This window comes from Streptomyces sp. NPDC097617, assembly GCF_044761485.1.
In the GTDB taxonomy this organism is placed as follows: Bacteria; Actinomycetota; Actinomycetes; order Streptomycetales; family Streptomycetaceae; genus Streptomyces.
Genome location: NZ_JBIWCL010000026.1, coordinates 90,108 through 110,175 on the forward strand (window position 1 = coordinate 90,108; position 20,068 = coordinate 110,175).

Genomic DNA, 20,068 nt, shown 5'->3' on the forward strand with positions numbered 1-20,068 from the left:
GTTCGCATCGTTGAAAGCGGGAGTTCACCGCAGCCCACCACGCCCTCGGCCCCGGAACGGATGGCCCTTCCTTGCCCGACGCCTCCGCCTGGCGGATCGCCCTGCCCCACACGGTGGCCGCCGTACCCCTCGCCCGCGCCCTCGTCCGCACCGCGCCGGCCGACACCGACGCGCCCGCCGACCGGGACACGGCGGAGCTCCTGACGGCGGAACTGGTCGCCAACGCCGTGGAGCACACCCGCTCCGGCGCCCCGATCGAGCTGGTCGTGGACTATGCGTCACCCCGGATGGGCCGGCCGAGCGTGGCGACGAGTACGGCCTTGATCGTGTGCAGCCGGTTCTCGGCCTCGTCGAAGACGACGGAGTGCTCCGACTCGAACACCTCGTCCGTGACCTCCAGCGATGCGAGCCCGTGCCGCTCGTGGATCTCCCGGGCCACCTTGGTGCCGAGGTCGTGGAAGGCCGGCAGGCAATGCATGAACTTCACGTCCGGGTTGCCGGTGGCGCGCAGCACGTCCATGGTCACCGCGTACGGGGACAGGGCCGCGATCCGCTCGTCCCAGGCCTCCTTGGGCTCCCCCATGGACACCCAGATGTCGGTCACGACGAAGTCCGCCCCGGCGACCCCCTCGGCGACCTCCTCGGTCAGGGTGATCCGCGCGCCGCTCTCCGCCGCGAGCCTGCGCGCCTCGGCCACCACCGGCTCGGCGGGCCAGTAGGAGCGGGGCGCGACGATCCGTACGTCCATGCCCAGCAGCGCACCGGTCACGAGGTAGGAGTTGCCCATGTTGAAACGGGCGTCGCCGAGGTAGGCGAAGGCGACCCGGTCCAGCGGCTTGGCGGTGTGCTCGGTCATGGTGAGCAGGTCGGCCAGCATCTGGGTCGGGTGCCAGTCGTCGGTGAGCCCGTTGAAGACGGGGACCCCCGAGTGGGCGGCGAGCTCCTCGACGGCCTGCTGGCTGTCGCCCCGGTATTCGATCCCGTCGAACATCCGGCCCAGCACCCGCGCGGTGTCCTTGACCGACTCCTTGTGGCCCATCTGCGAGCCGGCCGGGTCGAGGTAGGTGGTGTGCGCACCCTGGTCCGCGGCGGCGACCTCGAAGGCGCAGCGGGTCCGCGTCGAGGTCTTCTCGAAGATCAGCGCGATGTTCCTGCCCTGGAGCAGACGCTGCTCGACCCCGGCCTTCTTGGCCGCCTTCAGGTCGGCGGCGAGCTCGACCAGAGCGCGGAACTCGGCGGCCGTGAAGTCCAGCTCCTTGAGAAAACTGCGGCCTGCGAGGTCGGTGGCCATGGGGTCGCTCCAGCGTCACGGTGACAGGGGATGCTGGAAGTCTATACGATCCTCTGTATTGATATACAGACCGGGATCCGTGCCCGGGTCCGGGACCCTCCCCCGGACCCGGCCGGCGTCAGACGGCGTCCCGCTCGACGGGACAGCTCATGCAGCGCGGCCCGCCCCGGCCCCGCCCCAGCTCGCTGCCCGGGATCTCGATCACCTCGATACCCATCTTGCGCAGGTGCGTGTTGGTCGTCACGTTCCGCTCGTACGCGACCACCACCCCCGGCTCCACGGCCAGCACGTTGCACCCGTCGTCCCACTGCTCGCGCTCCGCCGAGTGCACATCCTGGGTCGCGGTCAGCACCCGGATCGAGTCCAGCCCGAGCGCCCCCGCGATGGCCCGGTGCATGTGGTCCTCCGGGTGGTCGGTCACCTTCAGCTCGTGCGGGCCGCCGCCCGGCTCGATCGTGTAGGAGGGGAGCATGCCGAGCCCCGCGTACTGAGTAAACGTATCTCCGTCGACCATCGTCATCACCGTGTCCAGGTGCATGAAGGCCCGGGACTTCGGCATGTCGAGCGCCACGATGGTCTTCGCCGAACCGGCCGCGAACAGGCCCCGCGCCAGCATCTCCACCGCCTGCGGGGTGGTCCGCTCGCTCATCCCGATCAGCACCGCCCCGTTGCCGATGACCAGGACGTCCCCGCCCTCGATGGTCGACGGGTAGTCCGCCTGCCCCTGCGACCAGTAGTGGAAGGCACCGGAGGTGGTGAAGAGCGGGTGGTGCTTGTAGATCGCCTCGAAGTGGACCGTCTCGCGCTGCCGGGCGGGCCAGCGCATCGCGTTGATGGACACCCCGTCGTAGATCCAGGCGGAGGTGTCGCGGGTGAAGAGGTGGTTGGGCAGCGGGCCCAGCAGGAAGCCGTCCAGGTCCAGCGCGTGGAAGCGCACGGACACCGGCTCGGCGTGCCGCTCCAGGAACTCCCGCTTGGTCATCCCGCCGACCAGCGCCTCCGCCAGGTCCGCCGAGGACAGCCCGTCGAAGACCGACCGCAGGTGATCGGTGGCGAGGGGCCCGTACTCCTTCTCGTCGAAGACCCGGTCCAGTACGAGGTGTCTCGCCTCCGGGATGTCGAGGGCCTCGCACAGGAGGTCCCCGAAGAGGTGCACCTCCACGCCCCGGTCCCGCAGCACGTCCGCGAATCCGTCGTGTTCCTGGCGGGCCCGGCGCACCCACAGCACGTCGTCGAAGAGGAGCGCGTCCTTGTTGCTCGGTGTGAGCCGCTTCAGCTCCAGGTCGGGCCGGTGGAGGATGACGCGGCGAAGCCGCCCGGTCTCGGAGTCGACATGGAATCCCATGACGTACACATTCCCAGACCGAACGGCTTTTTGACCCGGCGTCCGCTCAGCGGGGGGCGGCGAGGCCGAGAAGCGCCGAGGGCGCGCCGGTGAGTTCCGGGGTGGTCAGGCCCAGTTCGGGCGCGGCCAGGTTCGGCACACCGGAGTTGGAGGCGTCCGGCATCGTCAGCAGACCGCCGGCCACGAGGCCGGGGGTCCGGGCGAGCAGGTCGGTGGCCGGTGCCTCCACGGAACCCTCTCCGTCCGTTTCCGGCTTGCCCAGCAGGTTCGGCACCGGGGAGGTGACGAGGGTGCTGCCGAGCTCGGTGCCGACCGGGACCGACGGGAGCAGTGGGGTCGGGAGCATGTTGCCCTTGTGGAAGCGGGGCGACTCGGGCGCTCCCACGACCGGCACCGGCACACCGGTGCCCACGCGCGGGGTGTCCACGCCCAGCGTGGTCTTCACGGCGTCGAGCGGGACACCGACCGGCACCGACTGGGCCACGGCCGGGGTGGCCGCGCCGGCCGCGGCCATACAGGTCATGAGTGCCGCAATGCTTCCGCGCGCGGTCATCTTCATAAGTGACGTTCCGTCCTTCCAGGGTCGCGGACATTCCGCTGCCCTGGATGAACGATCCCGCCGGTGGTTTTCCCGGAGTTCTCCGTGAAAGTTCCCCCATACGACCTAATTAGCGGCTGTACGGGGGCCACTCCTTTACGGGCCGTGCTGACGCGGGACGCTCCCGCGACGGCGCCGGCTCACAGCCGCGGGTCGACCGGCTCCGACTCCAGCGCGAGCACCGCGAAGACCGCCTCGTGGACCCGCCACAGCGGCTCCTCGGCCGCCAGCCGGTCCAGCGCCTCCAGCCCGAGCGCGTACTCGCGCAGGGCGAGCGAGCGCTTGTGCCCGAGGAACCGGTCGCGCAGCCGCTCCAGGTGGTCCGGGCGCGTGTACTCCGGACCGTAGATGATCCGCAGGTACTCGCGCCCGCGGACCTTCACCCCGGGCTGGACCAGCCGGCCCCTGCCGTCCCGGGCGTACGCCTGGAGCGGCTTGACGACCATCCCCTCACCGCCGGCGGCCGTCAGCTCCAGCCACCAGTCGGTGCCGGCGCGCACGGAGTCCTCGTCCGCGGTGTCCACCAGGATCCGGCCGGTGCGGCGCAGCAGTCCGGTGCCTGCGGCCTCGTCGGCGGCGACCAGGCGGTCCACCCAGAACAGCTGCTCGTCGTGGGGCACCGCGGCCAGCGACCGCCCGGCCGCCGCCAGCAGCTGGAACGGCGCGAAGCGTACGCCGTCCAGCCCGTCGGTGGTCCAGCAGTAGCGGCGGTAGGCCTCGGTGAAGGCGGCCGCGTCGGTGGCCCGTCCGCGCTGGCGCTCCAGCAGTTCGCCGGTGTCGACGCCCCGGGCGCCGGCCGCCTCCAGGGCGGCGACAGCACCCGGGAAGACGGCCGCGGAGGCCGCGCCCACGGCGGCGTACTGGTTGCGCAGCAGGCCGATGGACTTCAGCGACCAGGGCAGGAGCTCCCCGTCGAGCAGCAGCCAGTCGGTGCCCAGCTCCTCCCACAGGCCGGCGTCGGTGATCGCCGTACGCAGCCGGGCGACGACCTCCTCCGTGACCTCGGGCTCCTTGAAGAACGGCCGCCCGGTACGGGTGTAGACGGAGCCCGTCGGGCCGTCGACTCCGAAGCGCGTCCGGGCCGCGTCGGCGTCCTTGCAGACCAGGACGGTGGCGCGGGAGCCCATGTGCTTCTCCTCGCACACCACTTGGGCGATGCCGTCCGTGCGGTACTGGGCGAAGGCCTCGGCCGGGTGCTCCAGGTAGCCCTCCTCGCGGGAGGTGGCCGTGGGCGCCATGGTCGGCGGCAGGTACGGCACGAGGCGGGGGTCCACGGCGAAGCGGCTCATGACTTCCAGGGCCGCCGCGGCGTTCTCCTCGCGCACGTTGACGTTGCCCAGGTGCCGGGTCTCCACGACCCGGCGGCCGTGCACGTCCGCCAGGTCGAGGGGGCGGCCGTCGTGTCCCCCGGGCGCCTCGGCGACGAGCGGCTTGACCGGCTCGTACCAGACCTTCTCGGCCGGTACGTCGACCAGTTCGCGCTCGGGCCAGCGCAGGGCGGTCATCCGGCCGCCGAAGACCGCGCCGGTGTCGAGGCAGATGGTGTTGTTGATCCAGGTCGTGTCGGGGACCGGGGTGTGGCCGTAGACCACGACGGCCTTGCCGCGGTAGTCCTCGGCCCACGGGTAGCGCACGGGCAGGCCGAACTCGTCGGTCTCGCCGGTGGTCTCCCCGTACAGGGCGTGCGAGCGGACCCGGCCGGAGGTGCGGCCGTGGTACTTCTCGGGCAGACCGGCGTGGCAGACCACCAGCCTGCCGCCGTCGAGGACGTAGTGGCTGACGAGGCCGCGGATGAACTCCTGTACCTCCTGGACGAACTCCTGCGGCTCCCCCTCCAGCTGCTCGATGGTCTCGGCGAGGCCGTGGGTCCGCTGGACCTTGGAGCCCTTCAGATAACGGCCGAGCTTGTTCTCGTGGTTCCCCGGCACGCACAGGGCGTTGCCGGACTTGACCATGCCCATGACGCGGCGCAGGACGCCGGGGCTGTCGGGGCCCCGGTCGACGAGGTCGCCGACGAAGACGGCGGTGCGGCCCGCGGGGTGGGCCCCGTCCTCGTAGCCGAGCTCGGCGAGCAGGGTCTCCAGCTCGGAGGAGCAGCCATGGATGTCACCGACGATGTCGAAGGGACCGGTGAGGTGGGTGAGGTCGTTGAACCGCTTCTCCAGGACCACCTCGGCGGTCTCGGCCTCCTCGACGGAACGCAGCACGTGGACCTTGCGGAAGCCCTCGCGCTCCAGGCCGCGCAGCGAGCGGCGCAGGTCGCGGCGGTGCCGCTGGATCACCGCGCGGGGCAGGCCGGCCCGGTCGGGACGGCCCGCGTTGCGCTCGGCGCAGACCTGCTCGGGCATGTCCAGGACGATGGCGATCGGCAGGACATCGTGCTCGCGGGCGAGCTGGACCAGCCCGCGGCGGGCGTCGGCCTGGACGCTGGTGGCGTCGACGACGGTGAGGCGGCCGGCGGCGAGGCGCTTGCCCGCGATGTAGTGCAGGACGTCGAAGGCGTCCCGGCTGGCGCTCTGGTCGTTCTCGTCGTCCGAGACCAGGCCCCGGCAGTAGTCGGAGGAGATGACCTCGGTGGGCTTGAAGTGCTTGCGGGCGAAGGTGGACTTGCCCGATCCGGTGGCCCCGATCAGGACGACGAGGGACAGGTCGGTGACGGGAAGGGTGCGCGTACGGGGGGTCTCGGTGCCGGTCATGCTGCCTCGCCCTCCTTCGGGGTGTCGGTGCCGGCGGCGGCATCGGTGGTTTCGGTGATGTCGGTGATGTCGGTGATGTCGGTGATGTCGGTGGCGTCGTTCTGGGTGAAGACGGCCATCTGGGTCGGCGGCCCCACCTCGGGGTCGTCGTCGCCGATGGGCACGTACCGCACCCCGTAGCCGTGGCGCCGCGCGACCTCGCCGGCCCACGCGCGGAACTCCTCGCGGGTCCACTCGAAGCGGTGGTCGCCGTGGCGGACGTGCCCGGCGGGCAGGGTCTCCCAGCGCACGTTGTACTCGACGTTCGGGGTGGTGACGAGGACGGTGCGCGGGCGGGCCGAGCCGAACACCGCGTACTCCAGCGCGGGCAGCCGCTCCGGGTCCAGGTGCTCGATGACCTCGCTGAGCACGGCCGCGTCGTAGCCGGCCAGCCGCTTGTCGGTGTACGCGAGCGAGCCCTGCAGCAGGGTGACGCGCGAGCTCTGCCGCTCGCCCATCCGCTCCAGCCGCAGTCGCCGGGACGCGATCTGCAGGGCCCGCACGGACACGTCCATGCCGACGATCTCGCTGTGTGCCGGGTCCTTCAGCAGCGCCTGGAGCAGCTGTCCCTGGCCGCAGCCGAGGTCCAGCACCCGCTGGGCGCCGGCTCCGCGCAGGGCGGCGAGGATCGCCTCGCGCCGCTGCACGGCGAGCGGCACGGGCCGCTCCTCCGTGTCGCGGTTCTCGTCCACGGCGTTGTCGAGCTCCTCGACCTCGGCGCCATCGGCCTCGGCGAGGCGGACCAGTTCCAGGCGCTCGATGGCGTCCTGGGTCAGCCGCTTGTGACGGGCCAGGTAGCGGGAGGTGATCAGCCCGTTCTCGGGGTGGGCGGCGAGCCAGCCGTCCCCGGCGCGCAGCAGCTTGTCGACCTCGTCCGGGGAGATCCAGTAGTGCTTGGCGTCGTCGAGCACCGGCAGCAGTACGTACAGCTGGCGCAGGGCGTCGGCCAGGCGCAGCTCGCCCTCCAGGACGAGCCGTACGTAGCGGGAGTCCCCCCACTCGGGGAACTGCTCGTCGAGCGGTACGGGCTCGGCCTGTACGAGGTTCCAGCCGAGCGGCTCGAACAGCCGGTGCACCAGCCCGGCGCCGCCGCGGGCGGGCAGCACGGGGATCTCGACGCGCAGCGGCCGGGTCTGCTCCGGCAACTCCGGGCGGAGGGCGCACTGCCCCTTGAGGGCGGTGCGGAACACCCCGCTGAGCGCGACGGCGAGCAGCGAGGAAGCGGCGTACGGACGGTCGTTCACGTACTGGGCGAGCGCGGCGTCCGGCGCCCCGCCGCGGCCCTTGCCCCGGCCGCGCCGCACGAGCGCGACGGGGTCGACCTCGAGCAGCATGGCCGCCGTGCACCGTTCGGCCGAGGCCTCGGGGTAGAACACGTGGGCGGTGCCGTGGGAGGTGGAGAACGCCTGCGTCTTCCCGGGATGCTTGTGCAGCAGGTAGCCCAGATCGGTAGCGGGTCGTTCAGGGGAGCCGGAGGTGGAGATCGTCAGGAACACACGACCGATTGTCGCTGGTCATCCGCCCTGCCTGCCTCTGGTTTTTCGGCCCCCCGGGGTCACTCCGGCCGGCCCGGCAGGAGCGCCGCGAGAGCGGTGATGCGGTCCGGTCCGATGCGGCAGCAGCCGCCGACGAGGCGGGCGCCGGCGGTGTGCCAGGCGTGCAGGGGCCAGGGGACGGGGGCTTCGGGGGTGTGCCAGGTGCCGGTGGGGGCGTCCCAGACCGAGCCGTCGTTGGGGTAGGCCAGCAGCGGTTTGGCGGTGACGGCGGCCGCCGCTTTGAGCGCGGGCAGGACTTCGGCGGGGTCGCAGCAGTTGACGCCGACCGCGATGACCTGCGGGGACGCGGCGGCGAGGGCGAAGGCCTCCGGGAGGTGCCCGCCGGCGCGGGTACGTCCGGCGGCCACCGTGTAGGAGAGCCAGGCGGGCGCGCCGGTCTCCGCGAGGACGGTGAGCAGCGCCTCGGCCTCGTCGGTGTCCGGGATCGTCTCCACGGCCAGGACGTCGGGGCCGGCGGCGAGCAGGGCCTCGATGCGGGGCCGGTGGAAGGCGGCGAGTTCGCGCACGCTCAGGCCGTAGCGGCCGCGGTACTCGGAGCCGTCCGCGAGCACCGCACCGTACGGGCCGACGGAGGCGGCCACCCACACCTCGTGGTCGGCGGCCTCGGCGGCCCGGGCGGCCAGGCGCACGCTGCGGTGCAGCAGGGCGGTGGTCCCGGCGCGGTCGTGGCCGCGGGCGGCGAAGGCCTCGTAGCCGACCTGGTAGCTCGCGGTGATCAGTACCTCGGCGCCGGCCCGCGCGTACGCCGTGTGGGCGGCCTCCACCTGGTCCGGGCGCTCGGCGAGCACCCGGCCCGACCAGAGGCCGCCGGACAGGTCGCAGCCCTGGTCGGCGAGCTGGTTGCTGAGCCCGCCGTCCAGGAGCACGACCCGTTGGGCCAGGGCTTCGGCGAGCGGGCCGGACGCGCGGGGCACGGCTTTCCCCCTTCCTAGCGGAGCTGGGAGAGCACCTGGGCGGAGATCAGCTCCAGGTGGTCCAGGTCGTCGAGGTCGAGGAGTTGGAGGTAGATGCGGGAGGAACCGGCGGCGCCGTAGGCACCGATCTTCTCCACGACCTCGGCCGGGGAGCCGGCCAGGCCGTTGGCCCTGAGCCCGTCCACGTCCCGGCCGATGGCGGCGGCCTCGATCCGCTCGCCGGACCGCACGAACGCGCTTCCGTGCTTCGACTCTGCCGGCGCGACCGTCACCCGGTCGACGAGCAGGGACAGAAACGCCCTCTTGTCCGCCACGTCCCACCGGCTCCAGATGCCGTCAGGAGCGAAGGGGTTGCCGTCCCCGGACTCCGTCCACTCGTCCACAGGCAGGCGTGCCGACGTGGTGGCGGACGCGCGCAGCTCGTCGATTCGGACCATGCATCGCTCCTCGTGCGCCGCATACTTGGTCATCGTCTCCCCGAACGCCTTACGGGCCGTAGGGCCGACGTAGGACTCCCGGTCCTCCGACAGTTCCGTGATGCTCTGCTGCACGTGCTGAAGCTGCGCCTCTTGCTCCGCCAGTTCCGCGGCAGCCTCCGGGTCGCTTCCTTGCACCGCGAACCGCTCAGCGGCCACTGAGAGCCATTCGACGTCATCCGGGTCGCTCGGGTCCATTGCCCCGAGCCGAGCCCACACGCGCTCCGCCACGATCTGATCCGCGTGCGCCATCTGGACGCGCACCGTGTGCTTGGGCTGATTTCCCACGGCTCGCCGAAGATTGCAGACGTAGGTGGCGATGCCGGATCGCGAGATAGTGAGTCCGGATTCGCACATGCCACACCGTAGGACTCCCCACGATCCGAGGAACGTCATCTCGCCCGTGCGGTCGTTGCGCCGTTCCCGCTTCCGGCCGTCGAGGATCTGCTGAAGGTCGTACCAGCGCTTGGGAGTGATGAAGCCGGTATGGGCCTGCACGGGCTGTCCCTCGTCGTCGCGCAGGATCGTTCGGCGCTTTGTCTTCTGATCCACGGGGCCGATGGCGAATCCTGCAAGGCGCGGATCGCGGAGGGTGCGGAGCACGACGGTGGCGGACCACACACTCTCCGCCTTATCCCCGGCGCCGTTGCCGCGCCGCTTCTTTGCAGCTTCCTTGCGGGCTTTCCCGGCCTGCTCGCCGAGACTGTCGAGCGGCGTGGGATGCCCCTCCGTGCTCAGCCTCGTTGCAATCGAATTGGCCGTCGCTCCCGACTCCACCCATTCGATCATGACGTCTACCGCGTCGGCCGCTGTCGGTGTGTCCGGGGTATCGGATTGCGCGGCCCGCACGCCAGGGCTCAGCTGGCGAATAGTGATCCCGTCGACGTTGATCTCATTCGCCACGAATCCGTGAGGCACGGGACCGGAGGAGTGGCTCCCCTTGGCACGGAGAATGGCGAACGCGTCCTTGATGAACTTGGACTTGTTCTTGCTCTCCTGATGCGCCAGGCCGGCGATCAGGGCGAAGAACGCGACACCGAACGGGTTGTCGTCGCTGGTGTTGATGAAGGGCTCTTGCGTCGACACGAGCGCGACGCCGCACTTCGCCAATTCCTGCTGGATCTTCAGTGCTTCAGCGGCGCCCTGGCGGGTCAGGCGCGAGAGCATGTAGATCACGACGACGTCGAACTTCCCTGCCCTTGCGTCCTCCATAAGCCGCTCGAAGCCGGGGCGATAGACGTTAGGGTCGTAGCCCGAGAGACCTACGTCTGAGTAATCGGTGTCGATGTACGTCCAGTTGTCCTGTGATGCGACGAACGCAGCGCTCTTGTCCCACTGCATACGCGGGGACGCCTGACTGTCGGTCTCGCTCTTGTGGCTCTGACGCTCGTACGAGACGGCGCGGACCATGTCGTGACCCCTGACCCCCAGGGAGATTAGCTTTATGGGTAGATACCCTACCGGTTCTGAAGAACGCGTCGAAGCTGAGATCCTCGGTGGCCTTGGCGACGCTCAGGAGGGTGTCGTAGCTCGCACCCTGCTGGGGCTCGGTGAAAATGCGAAGATCCATACCCCCCATCCTGCACTTCCCGCCCCGGCAGGGTGAATCTTCGTCAACCGGACGGTCCACGCCCGGGCGCGCCAGTGACCGGCCCGGACGGTGATCGTTGGCTCGGACGGAGCCGGACCGCCCGGCCCGCGTGCCGGCGGCGTCCCGCCGGTGCGTCCACCGCCCCCTTCCGCGCCGGAAGGGCCAGGGCCGAGGAGGCCGCCATGTCCCACGAGGCCGTGCCGGATATCCACCGACACAACGGACCGACCGGACAGGCAGCACAGGCAGCACAGGCAGCACACGACCCGGCAGGTCAGGAGCCCGCGGTACCCGCCCAGGGCGGCGGCGCGCCGAAGGGTCTGCTCCAGCAGATGGAAGAACTGATGGCGGCGCTGAACGCCGACCTGTCACAGCTCGACGCCGAACTCCAGGCCTCCACGGACCGCGCCCCCGAGGGCGAGCGCCCGCCCTTCCGGTCGTCCTGACCGTGCGGGTCCCGCCGCGCACGACGGGACCCACCCGTGCCGCGCCTCAGGCCACGCCCGAGGCCGATCCCCGCTCGCGGACCGTCATGCGGCGCAGGATCGCCCGCACCCGGTCGCTCGACTCGTCGGCCGCGTCGATCGACTCTATGCACTGCCAGTACAGGCCCTCGTCGTCCGTCCCGCAGGCCACCCCGACCAGGGCTATCCCCACTTCACCCAGCAGTGCCTGGAGTCCGAGCAGTGCCTGCCGGACGTCCGACACCTCGCTCAGCTGCGCCGCCCGCGGCGGATACTCGGGCGCGCTGCCCTCTCCGCGCAGGGCGGCCCGGTCGAGCACCCCGCAGCCTCTGCTTCCCGCTTCCCCCAGTCCCCGTGCCTCCGATCTCAGCTCCGGCGGCCCGGTGACCGCCAGATAGCTCCCTACGCCCTGGGCGAGCGCCTGGGCCTGCCAGGCCTCGCCCACGATGTCCCACGCAGCCCCACTCTGTGCCAGCGCGTGCCGGCCGGCCGCGATGAGCCGTACCGCATCCATATGCCGTCCCCCGTCCGCACGACATCCCGCCATCCTCACCACTACCCAGAGTGAGGGCAACGGGCCAGTAAAGCCAGGGGTATTCGGAAAATGTGGACACAAACGTGATTGTGGATGAGTCCATCACTCCGAAGAGTGACGATTCGGTGTCGATGGGCCCTGCACAGGGAAGCGGAGTTCGTTCCTCTCGATCTTCGCGGCGAGCGCATCCAGCACATCCACCCCGAGGACCTCACAGAACTGCAGCAGATACGCGAGTACGTCGGCCACCTCGTCGGCCACGCGATGGGCGGATTCCGGTTTCTCCATGACCTTCGCCGACTGCTCGGGGGTCAGCCACTGGAAGATCTCGACCAGTTCGGCCGCCTCCACGCTCAGCGCCACCGCCAGGTTCTTGGGGGTGTGGTACGGCTCCCAGCCGCGCGCCGCCGCGAACTGCGCAAGCCGGCGCTGCAGTCGGTCCAGCCGCTCGTCGGGCCGCCGGTCCGAGGACGTCAACGCCCGCGCCGGCTCGTGCGACTGGTGCGGCTCGGGCGGCTGGTGCGGCTCGGGCGGCTCCTGCGTCTCGTTCATGCCCCCAGGTCTACCACCGCGACGCCCGGCAGGTCCCGGGCGGCGGCCGCGGTCCCCTCCCCCACCGCCGCCACCAGCCTGATGTGACCGCGGCCGCAGGACAGCAGGGCCAGCCGCAGCAGTTCGGCGCTCTGCCGCCGGTCCAGGCCCCGGTCGAAGTCGTCGGCCAGCACCGTCAGGGCCTGCCGCGCGGAGAGCAGTTCGGCGGCCGGGTCCATGGCCAGCACCCCCGGCCCGGTGAGCAGGACCAGCGCCAGCGCGAGGAAGCGGAGTTCGCCCGCGCCCAGCCGGGCCAGTTCCGTGGCGGGCCGGTCGGGGCCGCGGTCCAGTACGGCCGCGACGGGGCCGCCGCCCGCGGGAGCCCGTACGTCCAGCCCCACGACGAGGCCCGCGCAGCCGGTACGGGCGGCCTGCGCCAGCAGCGCGTGCCGGGTTCCGCATTCGCTGCGGGTCCGGCGCAGCACGTCGGCCAGGTTCGCGCAGTCGCCCAGCAGCCGGCCCTCACCGGGCGGGACGGCCGCGCGCATGCGGTCCGGGCGGGGGTCGCAGGGGAACGCCGAGCGCAGGGCCACGACCACCTGTTCGGCGGCGGCCAGAACCTGGCGCTGGCCCGCGGTGGATCCGGCGACGCGGAGCGGGAGCAGCGCCGTGCCGAGCCGGTCGTCGGGCAGCGGGGCCCGGGTGAAGCCGCTGGCACCGCCGGTCAGCCAGGCGGCCTGGACCGAGCGCCGGCCGGGGTCGCGCAGGGCGGTGGCGAGCAGGATCTGCCCGTCCTGCGAGAGCCGTTCGCCGACGATCCGCAGGGTGGGCTCGGCCTGGACGGCGAGGTCGAGCCGGACCGGGCCGGCGGGACCGTCGACGGTGACCCCGAGGCGGAATCCGCGGCGCCGCTGCGCGTCGGGCACGGCCCGGTCGGGGATCCGGGCACACGGGTCCGCGAAGGCCTCCTCCAGCGCGGCTCCGGAACCCAGCCCGGCCAGGGCCTCGTAGGCCTCCAGGGCATGGGACTTGCCGCTGCCGCTCGGCCCGGCGAAGAGGGTGAGCGGGCCGAGCGGGAAGACGGCCGAGCGGTGCGGCCCGAAGGCGGAGAGCCTCAGCTCGGTGACCACGGGCCGCGGGTGCTGCCGCGCGGGCTCGTCAGCAGGGCCGGAGCCGCCGGGGCGGGCCTGCGCCGGCACGACCGGATCACCGACGGTCCCGGCCGGGACCGCGGGGCCGGGCGGAACCGGAGCCGCGGGCGGAACCAGGGCCGCGGGCGGAACCAGGGCCACGGCGGGAGCGGGCCGTAAGCCGGCCGCTGCGGCCGCGGGGGCGGGCGGTACGCCGTGAGGGGCGGGCGGGGCATGAGGGGCGGGCGGCGCGGAAGTGGCGGGCGGGGTCGGGGGCACCGCGGCGGGCTGACCGCCGGCCGGTCCGGCCTCGGGGGAATCGGTGCGGGTGTCGGCTAACGCGACGGCGGCGGCGGTGCGCCCCGCCGTCGCGTCCGAAGTGGCGTCCATGCGCGGGACGGTACGGCCCGCCGGACCCCCCGCGGCCCCGGCGAACCGTTCCCTCGCACGGACCTTCCTACGATCGGGGGACGGCCGCGGCCGCGATCCCCTCGACCTCGGTCCCCACCGGCGCGAGCAGGAAGACGTTCCGGTCGACCCGGTGCATCCCGCTGCCCAGGCCGAAGACCACACCGCTGCTGAAGTCGAGGATCCGCTTGGCCACTTCGCTGTCCGCGCCGGTGAGGTCGAGCAGCACCGGGATCTGCGCGATCAGGTACTCCGCCACCTCCCGCGCGTCCGCGAAGATCTGGACTCTGATCACCACGAAGCGCCGCTGCTCCGCCGCCGACGCCCCGGGCGCCGTCGGGATCGTGCGGTGGTCCACCCGGGAGGGCCATTCGTTGCGACTGCGCAGGGGGACCACCTGCGCGAGCCCCTCCCACTGTTCGTCGGTGACGTCGTACCTGCTCACCGGGCCGCCTCGGCCGTGCGCTTCATGTGCATCCCCCCATCCTCTCGCGTTTCACCCGTTCAGCCCAACAACGACACGAGCGTGCCGGGTACTCCTGGAGAGCCAAATGAGTTAGGTTAGGCATACCTAAGTCACCCGGACGATGGAGAGATCCGCATGCGCCTGTTCGGTGCCCCCGCCACCCCGGCCGCCCGGCCCACCGATGCCGAGCGGATCCGGTCGATCCTGACCGCCGCCCACTCCATGAACGTGGTCACCGACGGGCTGCGCTCCGAGGTCCGCCACCTCGACGGCAGCGACCCGATGGGGCGGCTGCACCTGCACCCGGCCGAGCCCGGCGGCGAGTCCGAGCACCGCCCGGCGATCCGGCTGGAGTTCACCGACGTCGCCCCCACGCCCGTACGGGACCGGGTGCGCGCCCGGGTCACCGTGCTGGGCCGCCTGCTCACCCCCTACACCGACCTCGCGGACGACTCCGGCGTCAACTCCACCTGCATGGAATTCGACCGGGCGATCCTGGAGACCTCCGAAGGCCGCTGGCACGTCGGCCTCGAGGAGCTGGACTCGGCCTGCCCCGACCCGCTGGCCCCGTACGAGGCGGGCATGCTCACGCACCTGCTCGACGACCACCACGACCTCGTCACCCTGCTGCTGCGCCTGGTCCAGCCGCTGCCCACCTCCACCGTGCTCCGCGCGCTGCCGGTCGCCATGGACCGGTACGGGATCACCCTGCGACTGGAGGAGCGGCGCGGCCACCGCGACGTACGGCTGCCCTTCCCCTCCCCCCTCGACGACGTCGAGCAGGCGGGTACGCAGATCCAGGCGCTCTTCAGTACGGCCCGCCGGAACTCGCACCGCAACACGCTGCCGGCCTGAACCGGCCCGGAATACCCGGCCGCGGCCCCGCGTTGGGGACGATCATGAAGGCCATCACATACAGCACATATGGAACTCCCGCCACCCTCACGCTCGTTGACGTACCGAAGCCGAAGGTCGGCCCGGGCGAGGTCCTCGTCCGCGTCAAGGCCGCCGGGGTCAACCCGGTGGACTGGAAGCTCGCCGCCGGATATCTCGACCCGATCCTCGAGGTCCGCCACCCGGTCATACCCGGCTGGGACGTGGCCGGAGTCGTCGAAGCGGTGGGCGAGGACACCTTCGACTACGCCGTCGGCGACGAGGTCTACGGCTATGTCCGCAAGGAGTGGGTCGAACTCGGCACGTACGCCGAGCTGGTGTCCGCCCCCGTCCGCACCCTCGCCCGCAAACCCCGAGGGCTGAGCTTCGAGCAGGCGGCGGGTATCCCGCTGGCCGGCCTCACCGCCTACCAGTCACTCACCCGCGCGGGCCTCAAGGCCGGGGAGAGCGTCGTCATCCACTCCGCGGCCGGCGGCACCGGATCCTTCGGTGTGCAGATCGCGGTCGCTCTCGGCCTGCGGGTCATCGGCACGGCGGGCGCGCACAACCACGACTACCTGCGCTCCCTCGGCGCCGAGCCCGTGCTGTACGGGGAGGGCCTGGCGGACCGGATCCGCGAGCTGGCGCCCGAGGGCGTCGACGCGGGGCTCGACTTCTACGGGGACGGCGTCATCGAGACGCTCCAGTCCCTGGTCAAGGAGCGCCACCGGGTGGTCTCCATCGCCGACTACGAGGCGGCCGCCAAGGGCGCCCACCAGCTGTGGGTGCGCCCCGACACCGCCGACCTCACCTTCCTGGCGGAACTGGCCGAGACGGGAAGGCTCACGGTCAACGTGGAGCACGCGCTGCCGCTCGCCGAGGCCGCCAGGGCCTGGGAGCTGAGCGCCGCGGGCCGCACCCGCGGCAAGATCGTCCTGACCGTCTGATCCGCCTCGCGGTGTTCGCGTGCGGCGGCCCCTCTCCCCGTGGGGCGCAAGCCCGTCCCGGCACCGGTGACGGGACGGCCGGTCCGCCGACGACCACGGGGACGTCGGCGGCGTATCCGGTCATGCGCTCTCCCGGGTGTGCCGGTTGACCGGCCGGGCGAGGCCGTAGTTCTCACGGAGGGTGGCGCCGGTGTACTCGGTGCGCAAGAGCCCGCGGCGCTGGAGGATCGGCACGACGTGGTCGACGAAGGCGGTCAGGCCCGTGGGCAGGACCGGCGCCATGATGTTGAACCCGTCGGCGGCTCCCTGGGTGAACCACTCCTCGAGCTGGTCGGCGATCTGCTCGGGGGTACCGGCGAAGACGCGGTGGCCGCGGCCGGCGCCGAGGCGGGCGATCAGCTCGCGCAGGGTGAGGCCGTCACGGCGGGCGAGCTCGGCGACGAGGGTGAAGCGGCTCTTGTTGCCGTTGATGTCGCGCTCCTCGGGCAGGTCCGGGAGCGGGCCGTCCAGGGGCAGGCCGGTGAGGTCCACGTTCAGCATCCCGGAGAGCTGGGCGAGCCCGTACTCCGGCACCTGGAGGTCGGTCAGCTGCTGCTCCAGGGCCTTCGCCTCGGCCTCGGTGGAGCCGATGACGGGCGCGATTCCGGGCAGGACGAGGAGGTCGCTCTCGGCGCGGCCGTACTTGGCGAGCCGGGCCTTGAGGTCCTTGTAGAAGGTCTGGCCGTCGGCGAGGGTCTGCTGGGCGGTGAAAACCGCCTCGGCGTACTGGGCGGCGAACTCCTTGCCGTCCTCGGAGGAACCGGCCTGCACGAGCAGCGGGTAGCCCTGGGGTGAGCGCGGGACGTTGAGCGGTCCGGCGACGCCGAAGTGCTCGCCGCGGTGGGCGGCGGGGTGCAGCTTGTCGGTGTCGGCGTAGATGCCGCGCTCCCTGTCGAGGACGATCGCGACGTCCTCCCAGCTGTCCCAGAGCTTGGTGGCGACGTCGAGGAACTCGCGGGCGCGCTCGTAGCGGACGTGGTGCTCCAGGTGCTCGTCCCGGTTGAAGTTGCGGGCCTCGTCTACGGTGCCGGAGGTGACGATGTTCCAGCCGGCGCGGCCGCCGCTGATGTGGTCGAGCGAGGCGAACTTGCGGGCCAGGTTGTAGGGCTCGTTGAAGGTGGTGGAGACGGTCGCGATGAGCCCGATGTGCTCGGTGACGGCGGCGATGGCGGAGAGCAGGGTCAGCGGCTCGAAACCGCCGAGGGCGTTGTGGCGGGCCTTGCCCCAGAGGGCGACCCCGTCGGCGAAGAAGATGGAGTCGAGCCGGCCGCGCTCGGCGGTGCGTGCCAGGTCCTGGAAGTACCGCAGGTCGGTGATCAGGTCGGGCCGGCTGTCGGGGTGGCGCCAGGCCGCGTCGTGGTGACCGGCGTTCATCAGGAAGGCGTTGAGGTGGAGGGTCCGCTTCGCGGTCATGGCTGTTCCTTGTGTTCGGTGGCGGTGCGGGAAGGGTTCGGGCTCGGGGCGCAGGTCAGGCGGGGACGCGCCAGGTGCTCAGGCGGCGTTCGACCGTGACCAGCAGCTGGTTGAAGGCCACGCCGATGGCGGAGATGGTGACGATGCCCGCGTACATCTGCGGGATCGCGAAGTTGTACTGCGAGGCGTTGATCAGGTAGCCGAGGCCCGCCTTGGCGCCGATCATCTCGGCGGCCACCAGGACGAGGATGGAGACCGCGCCGGCCAGCCGGATGCCGGTGAAGACGGCCGGCACGGAGGACGGCAGGATCACCTTCTGGAAGAGCCTCGGCGTGGACAGGTCCATCGAGCGGGCCAGTCCGACGAGGGTGGGGTCGGCGTTGCCCACCGCGCTGATGGTGTTCAGCAGGACCGGCCACACGCAGGCGTAGACGACGATCGAGACCTTCGAGGTCTCGCCGATGCCGAGCAGCAGCACGAAGACCGGCAGCAGGGCCAGCGCGGCGGTGTTGCGGAACACCTCCAGCAGCGGGCCGAGCAGCACGGCGACCGGCCGGTACCAGCCGATGAGCAGGCCGAGCGGGACGGCGATGGCGACGCGCTGGCGCATCCCGCCGGAGAGTTCGTGCGGATGCCGGTCCTCGAAGCCGGTGAGGCCGACGAGCTCCAGGAACTCCCGGGCCCTGGACTTGCGTGCGCGGCGCGGAACGCCGGTCGCCTCCAGGCCGAACTCGACGTTGCCGAGCGCGGTCCGCCAGGGCAGCAGGGCGTACTGCTGGAAGACGATGCCCCGGTCCAGGCCGGGACCGGTGATCGGTTTCCCGTCGAGCAGGATCCGCCCGGACGTCGGCCGGGACAGCCCGCCGAGCAGGTCCAGCAGGGTGGACTTGCCGCAGCCGCTGGGGCCGACGACCACCACGAACTCCCCCGCCTCGATCTCCAGGTCGATGCCGTCGAGCGCGGTGCACTGCTCCTTGTTCTTCTTGTCCTTGGTCGGGAAGGTCTTGGTCACTTCCTCGAACACGATCTTCGCCATGCGGGTCAGCCCTTCCCGAAGCCGTTGAACTCGTTCGTGTAGAGGTCGGCGGCCTTGAGCTGCCCCTGCTTGATGTCGCCGCGCTCGCCGAGCCAGTCCAGCCAGAGCTGGAACTCCTTGTCCTCGATCCGGCCGCCCTGTTCGGCGACTCCGTACGAGCGCCAGTACTGGAGGGTCGCGGTGTCCTCGTTGCGGCCGCGCTTCTTGACGATCCCGGTCTGCCGCGCGATGACCTCCTCGCGCGGGGTGGTGCGGGCCCACTCGATGGCCTTGGCCACGCCGGTCACGAAGGTCCGTACGGTGTCCGGGTTCTCCTTGATGAACCGGTCGGTCATGATGTAGGAGCCGGCGCTGAACTTGCCGAGCAGGTCGAAGTCGCTGAACAGCGGTCTGATCCCGCCGGCGGCCACGGCCTTGTCGCGCAGGACCCCGCCCAGCACGCCCACGTCGATCTGCTTCTGGCGCAGCACCTGGTCGGTGTTGACGGGCGGCACCACGAGCGACTCGACCTTGGACGAGTCCGCCTTGGCGAGGCCGTTGCGGCTCAGGTAGATGTCGAGGACGGCCTGCGCGTGCGCGCCCAGGGTGTTCATGCCGACCTTCTTGCCGAGCAGGTCCCGGGCGGAGCGGAGCGGGCTGTCCTCCAGGACGTAGTAGCCGCTGTACGACTGCTCGTCGACGCCGTAGTAGGAGATGACGGCCTTGATGGGGGCCTTGCTGGAGGCGAGCTTGACGATCGCGCCGTTGAAGGCACCGCCGAAGTGGGTCTGGCCGGTGGCGGCGGACTGGATGTCCTGCGGACCGCTGATGGTGTTGCCCACCCACTCCAGCTCGAGGTCGCCCAGGTGGCCGAGGTCGGCGGCGAGTTCCGGGAGCGTGACGGCGCCGACCGAGCCCTGGTACTTCAGGGTCTTGACCTGCCCGCCGGAACCGCCGCCGTTGGCGGTGGCCGTGCCGCAGCTCACCGCGGCCGCCGAGATGCCGAGCAGGGCGAGGAACTGGCGTCGGGAGGTGGTGGTCGAGGTGAAGGCTGCGGGCATGGCGGTTCTTCCTTGTCGGTACGGGTCGCGTGGTGGCAGCGGCGTTACGGGGTGGCGGTGAGGGCGGCGGCGGGCGCGGAGGTGGGACCGGGCACGGACACGGGCGTCGGCGCGGGCACGGGCGTCGGCGCGGAGCGCAGGGCCGCGGCGAACTCGTCGACGGCCTGGTAGAGGTCCAGTTCGGCCTCGGGCCGCAGCCGGTCGGGGCCGGATCCGCGCTCCACGGAGGAGTCCAGGACGAACCGGCCGGCGGTGACGTGCCGGGCGCCGAGGGCGGCGAGCACGGGGCGCAGGGCGTAGTCGATGGTCAGGACGTGGGCCAGGCTGCCGCCGGTGGCCAGCGGCAGAACGGTCTTGCCGTCGAGTCCGTCCTGCGGGAGCAGGTCGAGGAAGGCCTTGAGCAGCCCGGTGTACGAGGCCTTGTAGACCGGGGTCGCGATGACCAGGCCGTCGGCCTCGGCGACGGCCTCGAGCGCCCGGCGGATCTCGGGCTCACCGCGGCGGGCGGCGAGGAGGTCGGCGGCGGGGAGCTCGCGCACGGACAGGTGCGCGGTCTCGAAGCCGGAGTGGGACAGGCGGCGCAGCACGTGGTCGGCCACGACGGCGGTACGGGAGTGGGCGGAGGGGCTGCCGGTGATGGCGAGGAGGTGGGGCACGGGGGCTCCTTGGGAGTCGTACGG

The 20,068-nt window shown here is 71.7% G+C and carries 17 protein-coding genes and 4 pseudogenes; 4 read left to right on the top strand and 17 right to left on the bottom strand.

From position 1 onward, the window contains the following. Window positions 1-71: 71 nt before the first annotated feature. Window positions 72-272: pseudogene (locus tag ACIQZO_RS32345) on the top strand (ATP-binding protein); the annotation flags it as partial. On the opposite strand, the gene argF reads toward ACIQZO_RS32345, so the two are convergent. From argF to ACIQZO_RS32390, 9 genes and pseudogenes are all read right to left on the bottom strand, one after another. Continuing rightward, window positions 272-1,291, bottom strand: coding sequence for an ornithine carbamoyltransferase (gene argF / locus ACIQZO_RS32350; RefSeq protein WP_403633080.1), 1,020 nt, complete (start codon window positions 1,289-1,291; stop codon window positions 272-274). The pseudogene ACIQZO_RS32345 and the gene argF sit on opposite strands and share 1 nt — an antisense overlap. Window positions 1,292-1,409: 118 nt before the next feature. Beyond that, window positions 1,410-2,636 (bottom strand): arginine deiminase, encoded by a 1,227-nt coding sequence (locus ACIQZO_RS32355; RefSeq protein ID WP_081522186.1) that lies wholly within the window; start codon window positions 2,634-2,636, stop codon window positions 1,410-1,412. 46 nt (window positions 2,637-2,682) lie between these two features. Continuing rightward, a complete protein-coding gene (locus ACIQZO_RS32360) occupies window positions 2,683-3,189 on the bottom strand; it encodes a hypothetical protein (RefSeq protein ID WP_403633083.1) in 507 nt (168 codons plus the stop codon). A 185-nt stretch (window positions 3,190-3,374) separates the two neighbouring features. Beyond that, complete coding sequence (locus tag ACIQZO_RS32365) at window positions 3,375-5,930, bottom strand: polynucleotide kinase-phosphatase (protein ID WP_403633086.1); 2,556 nt, start codon at window positions 5,928-5,930, stop codon at window positions 3,375-3,377. Then, on the bottom strand, window positions 5,927-7,465 hold the full coding sequence (locus ACIQZO_RS32370) for a 3' terminal RNA ribose 2'-O-methyltransferase Hen1 (RefSeq protein WP_403633088.1): 1,539 nt from the start codon (window positions 7,463-7,465) through the stop codon (window positions 5,927-5,929). Before ACIQZO_RS32370 ends, ACIQZO_RS32365 begins: the two co-directional genes overlap by 4 nt. Before the next feature lie 59 nt (window positions 7,466-7,524). Then, entirely contained in the window at window positions 7,525-8,439 is a 915-nt protein-coding gene (gene mmuM / locus ACIQZO_RS32375; protein WP_403633090.1) for a homocysteine S-methyltransferase, read from the bottom strand. A 14-nt stretch (window positions 8,440-8,453) separates the two neighbouring features. Then, window positions 8,454-8,645, bottom strand: a pseudogene (locus tag ACIQZO_RS32380) (LLM class F420-dependent oxidoreductase); the annotation flags it as partial. A 711-nt stretch (window positions 8,646-9,356) separates the two neighbouring features. Further along, window positions 9,357-10,325 (bottom strand): annotated as a pseudogene (locus ACIQZO_RS32385) (recombinase family protein); the annotation flags it as partial. A gap of 52 nt (window positions 10,326-10,377) precedes the next feature. Further along, window positions 10,378-10,494 (bottom strand): annotated as a pseudogene (locus ACIQZO_RS32390) (LLM class F420-dependent oxidoreductase); the annotation flags it as partial. A gap of 218 nt (window positions 10,495-10,712) precedes the next feature. Between ACIQZO_RS32390 and ACIQZO_RS32395 the strand changes: the two are divergent. After that, the gene (locus tag ACIQZO_RS32395; protein ID WP_403633180.1) at window positions 10,713-10,952 is read left to right on the top strand and encodes a hypothetical protein; all 240 of its coding nucleotides are present in this window, start codon (window positions 10,713-10,715) and stop codon (window positions 10,950-10,952) included. 46 nt (window positions 10,953-10,998) lie between these two features. Here the strand turns inward: ACIQZO_RS32395 and ACIQZO_RS32400 are convergent, their stop codons facing one another. The 4 genes from ACIQZO_RS32400 to ACIQZO_RS32415 all read right to left on the bottom strand — a co-directional run bounded on the left by ACIQZO_RS32400 (window position 10,999) and on the right by ACIQZO_RS32415 (window position 14,019). After that, on the bottom strand, window positions 10,999-11,484 hold the full coding sequence (locus tag ACIQZO_RS32400; RefSeq protein ID WP_403633093.1) for a DUF6099 family protein: 486 nt from the start codon (window positions 11,482-11,484) through the stop codon (window positions 10,999-11,001). A 123-nt stretch (window positions 11,485-11,607) separates the two neighbouring features. Continuing rightward, entirely contained in the window at window positions 11,608-11,949 is a 342-nt protein-coding gene (locus tag ACIQZO_RS32405; RefSeq protein ID WP_403633183.1) for a nucleotide pyrophosphohydrolase, read from the bottom strand. 104 nt (window positions 11,950-12,053) lie between these two features. Continuing rightward, on the bottom strand, window positions 12,054-13,556 hold the full coding sequence (locus tag ACIQZO_RS32410) for an AAA family ATPase (protein WP_403633096.1): 1,503 nt from the start codon (window positions 13,554-13,556) through the stop codon (window positions 12,054-12,056). Window positions 13,557-13,623: 67 nt separating this feature from the next. Next, on the bottom strand, window positions 13,624-14,019 hold the full coding sequence (locus ACIQZO_RS32415) for a cell division protein SepF (protein WP_030012729.1): 396 nt from the start codon (window positions 14,017-14,019) through the stop codon (window positions 13,624-13,626). 156 nt (window positions 14,020-14,175) lie between these two features. On the opposite strand from ACIQZO_RS32415, the gene ACIQZO_RS32420 reads away from it, so the two are divergent. Together ACIQZO_RS32420 and ACIQZO_RS32425 are read left to right on the top strand one after the other, a co-directional pair. After that, window positions 14,176-14,895 (top strand): DUF2470 domain-containing protein, encoded by a 720-nt coding sequence (locus ACIQZO_RS32420; protein WP_403633099.1) that lies wholly within the window; start codon window positions 14,176-14,178, stop codon window positions 14,893-14,895. A gap of 44 nt (window positions 14,896-14,939) precedes the next feature. Next, window positions 14,940-15,860, top strand: coding sequence for an NADP-dependent oxidoreductase (locus ACIQZO_RS32425; RefSeq protein WP_403633102.1), 921 nt, complete (start codon window positions 14,940-14,942; stop codon window positions 15,858-15,860). 120 nt (window positions 15,861-15,980) lie between these two features. Here the strand turns inward: ACIQZO_RS32425 and ACIQZO_RS32430 are convergent, their stop codons facing one another. Genes ACIQZO_RS32430 through ssuE form a run of 4 tightly spaced genes read right to left on the bottom strand, consistent with a single transcriptional unit; the run spans window position 15,981 to window position 20,044 of the window. Beyond that, window positions 15,981-17,312 (bottom strand): LLM class flavin-dependent oxidoreductase, encoded by a 1,332-nt coding sequence (locus ACIQZO_RS32430; RefSeq protein ID WP_403633104.1) that lies wholly within the window; start codon window positions 17,310-17,312, stop codon window positions 15,981-15,983. A 55-nt stretch (window positions 17,313-17,367) separates the two neighbouring features. After that, entirely contained in the window at window positions 17,368-18,348 is a 981-nt protein-coding gene (locus ACIQZO_RS32435) for an ATP-binding cassette domain-containing protein (RefSeq protein WP_403633107.1), read from the bottom strand. A 5-nt stretch (window positions 18,349-18,353) separates the two neighbouring features. Then, window positions 18,354-19,388: an ABC transporter substrate-binding protein gene (locus ACIQZO_RS32440; protein ID WP_403633110.1), complete on the bottom strand. Its 1,035-nt coding sequence runs from the start codon at window positions 19,386-19,388 to the stop codon at window positions 18,354-18,356. 44 nt (window positions 19,389-19,432) lie between these two features. Further along, complete coding sequence (ssuE, locus tag ACIQZO_RS32445; RefSeq protein WP_403633113.1) at window positions 19,433-20,044, bottom strand: NADPH-dependent FMN reductase; 612 nt, start codon at window positions 20,042-20,044, stop codon at window positions 19,433-19,435. Between the last annotated feature and the right edge of the window lie 24 nt (window positions 20,045-20,068).

Bases quoted from the DNA above. Each gene is read 5' to 3' on its own strand.
- ACIQZO_RS32410 (WP_403633096.1), bottom strand. From the start codon at position 13,556: ATGGACGCCACTTCGGACGCGACGGCGGGGCGCACCGCCGCCGCCGTC.
- ACIQZO_RS32425 (WP_403633102.1), top strand. From the start codon at position 14,940: ATGAAGGCCATCACATACAGCACATATGGAACTCCCGCCACCCTCACG.
- ACIQZO_RS32435 (WP_403633107.1), bottom strand. From the start codon at position 18,348: ATGGCGAAGATCGTGTTCGAGGAAGTGACCAAGACCTTCCCGACCAAG.
- ACIQZO_RS32365 (WP_403633086.1), bottom strand. From the start codon at position 5,930: ATGACCGGCACCGAGACCCCCCGTACGCGCACCCTTCCCGTCACCGAC.
- ACIQZO_RS32360 (WP_403633083.1), bottom strand. From the start codon at position 3,189: ATGACCGCGCGCGGAAGCATTGCGGCACTCATGACCTGTATGGCCGCG.
- ACIQZO_RS32430 (WP_403633104.1), bottom strand. From the start codon at position 17,312: ATGACCGCGAAGCGGACCCTCCACCTCAACGCCTTCCTGATGAACGCC.
- ACIQZO_RS32355 (WP_081522186.1), bottom strand. From the start codon at position 2,636: ATGGGATTCCATGTCGACTCCGAGACCGGGCGGCTTCGCCGCGTCATC.
- ACIQZO_RS32440 (WP_403633110.1), bottom strand. From the start codon at position 19,388: ATGCCCGCAGCCTTCACCTCGACCACCACCTCCCGACGCCAGTTCCTC.
- ACIQZO_RS32400 (WP_403633093.1), bottom strand. From the start codon at position 11,484: ATGGATGCGGTACGGCTCATCGCGGCCGGCCGGCACGCGCTGGCACAG.
- argF (WP_403633080.1), bottom strand. From the start codon at position 1,291: ATGGCCACCGACCTCGCAGGCCGCAGTTTTCTCAAGGAGCTGGACTTC.
- ACIQZO_RS32420 (WP_403633099.1), top strand. From the start codon at position 14,176: ATGCGCCTGTTCGGTGCCCCCGCCACCCCGGCCGCCCGGCCCACCGAT.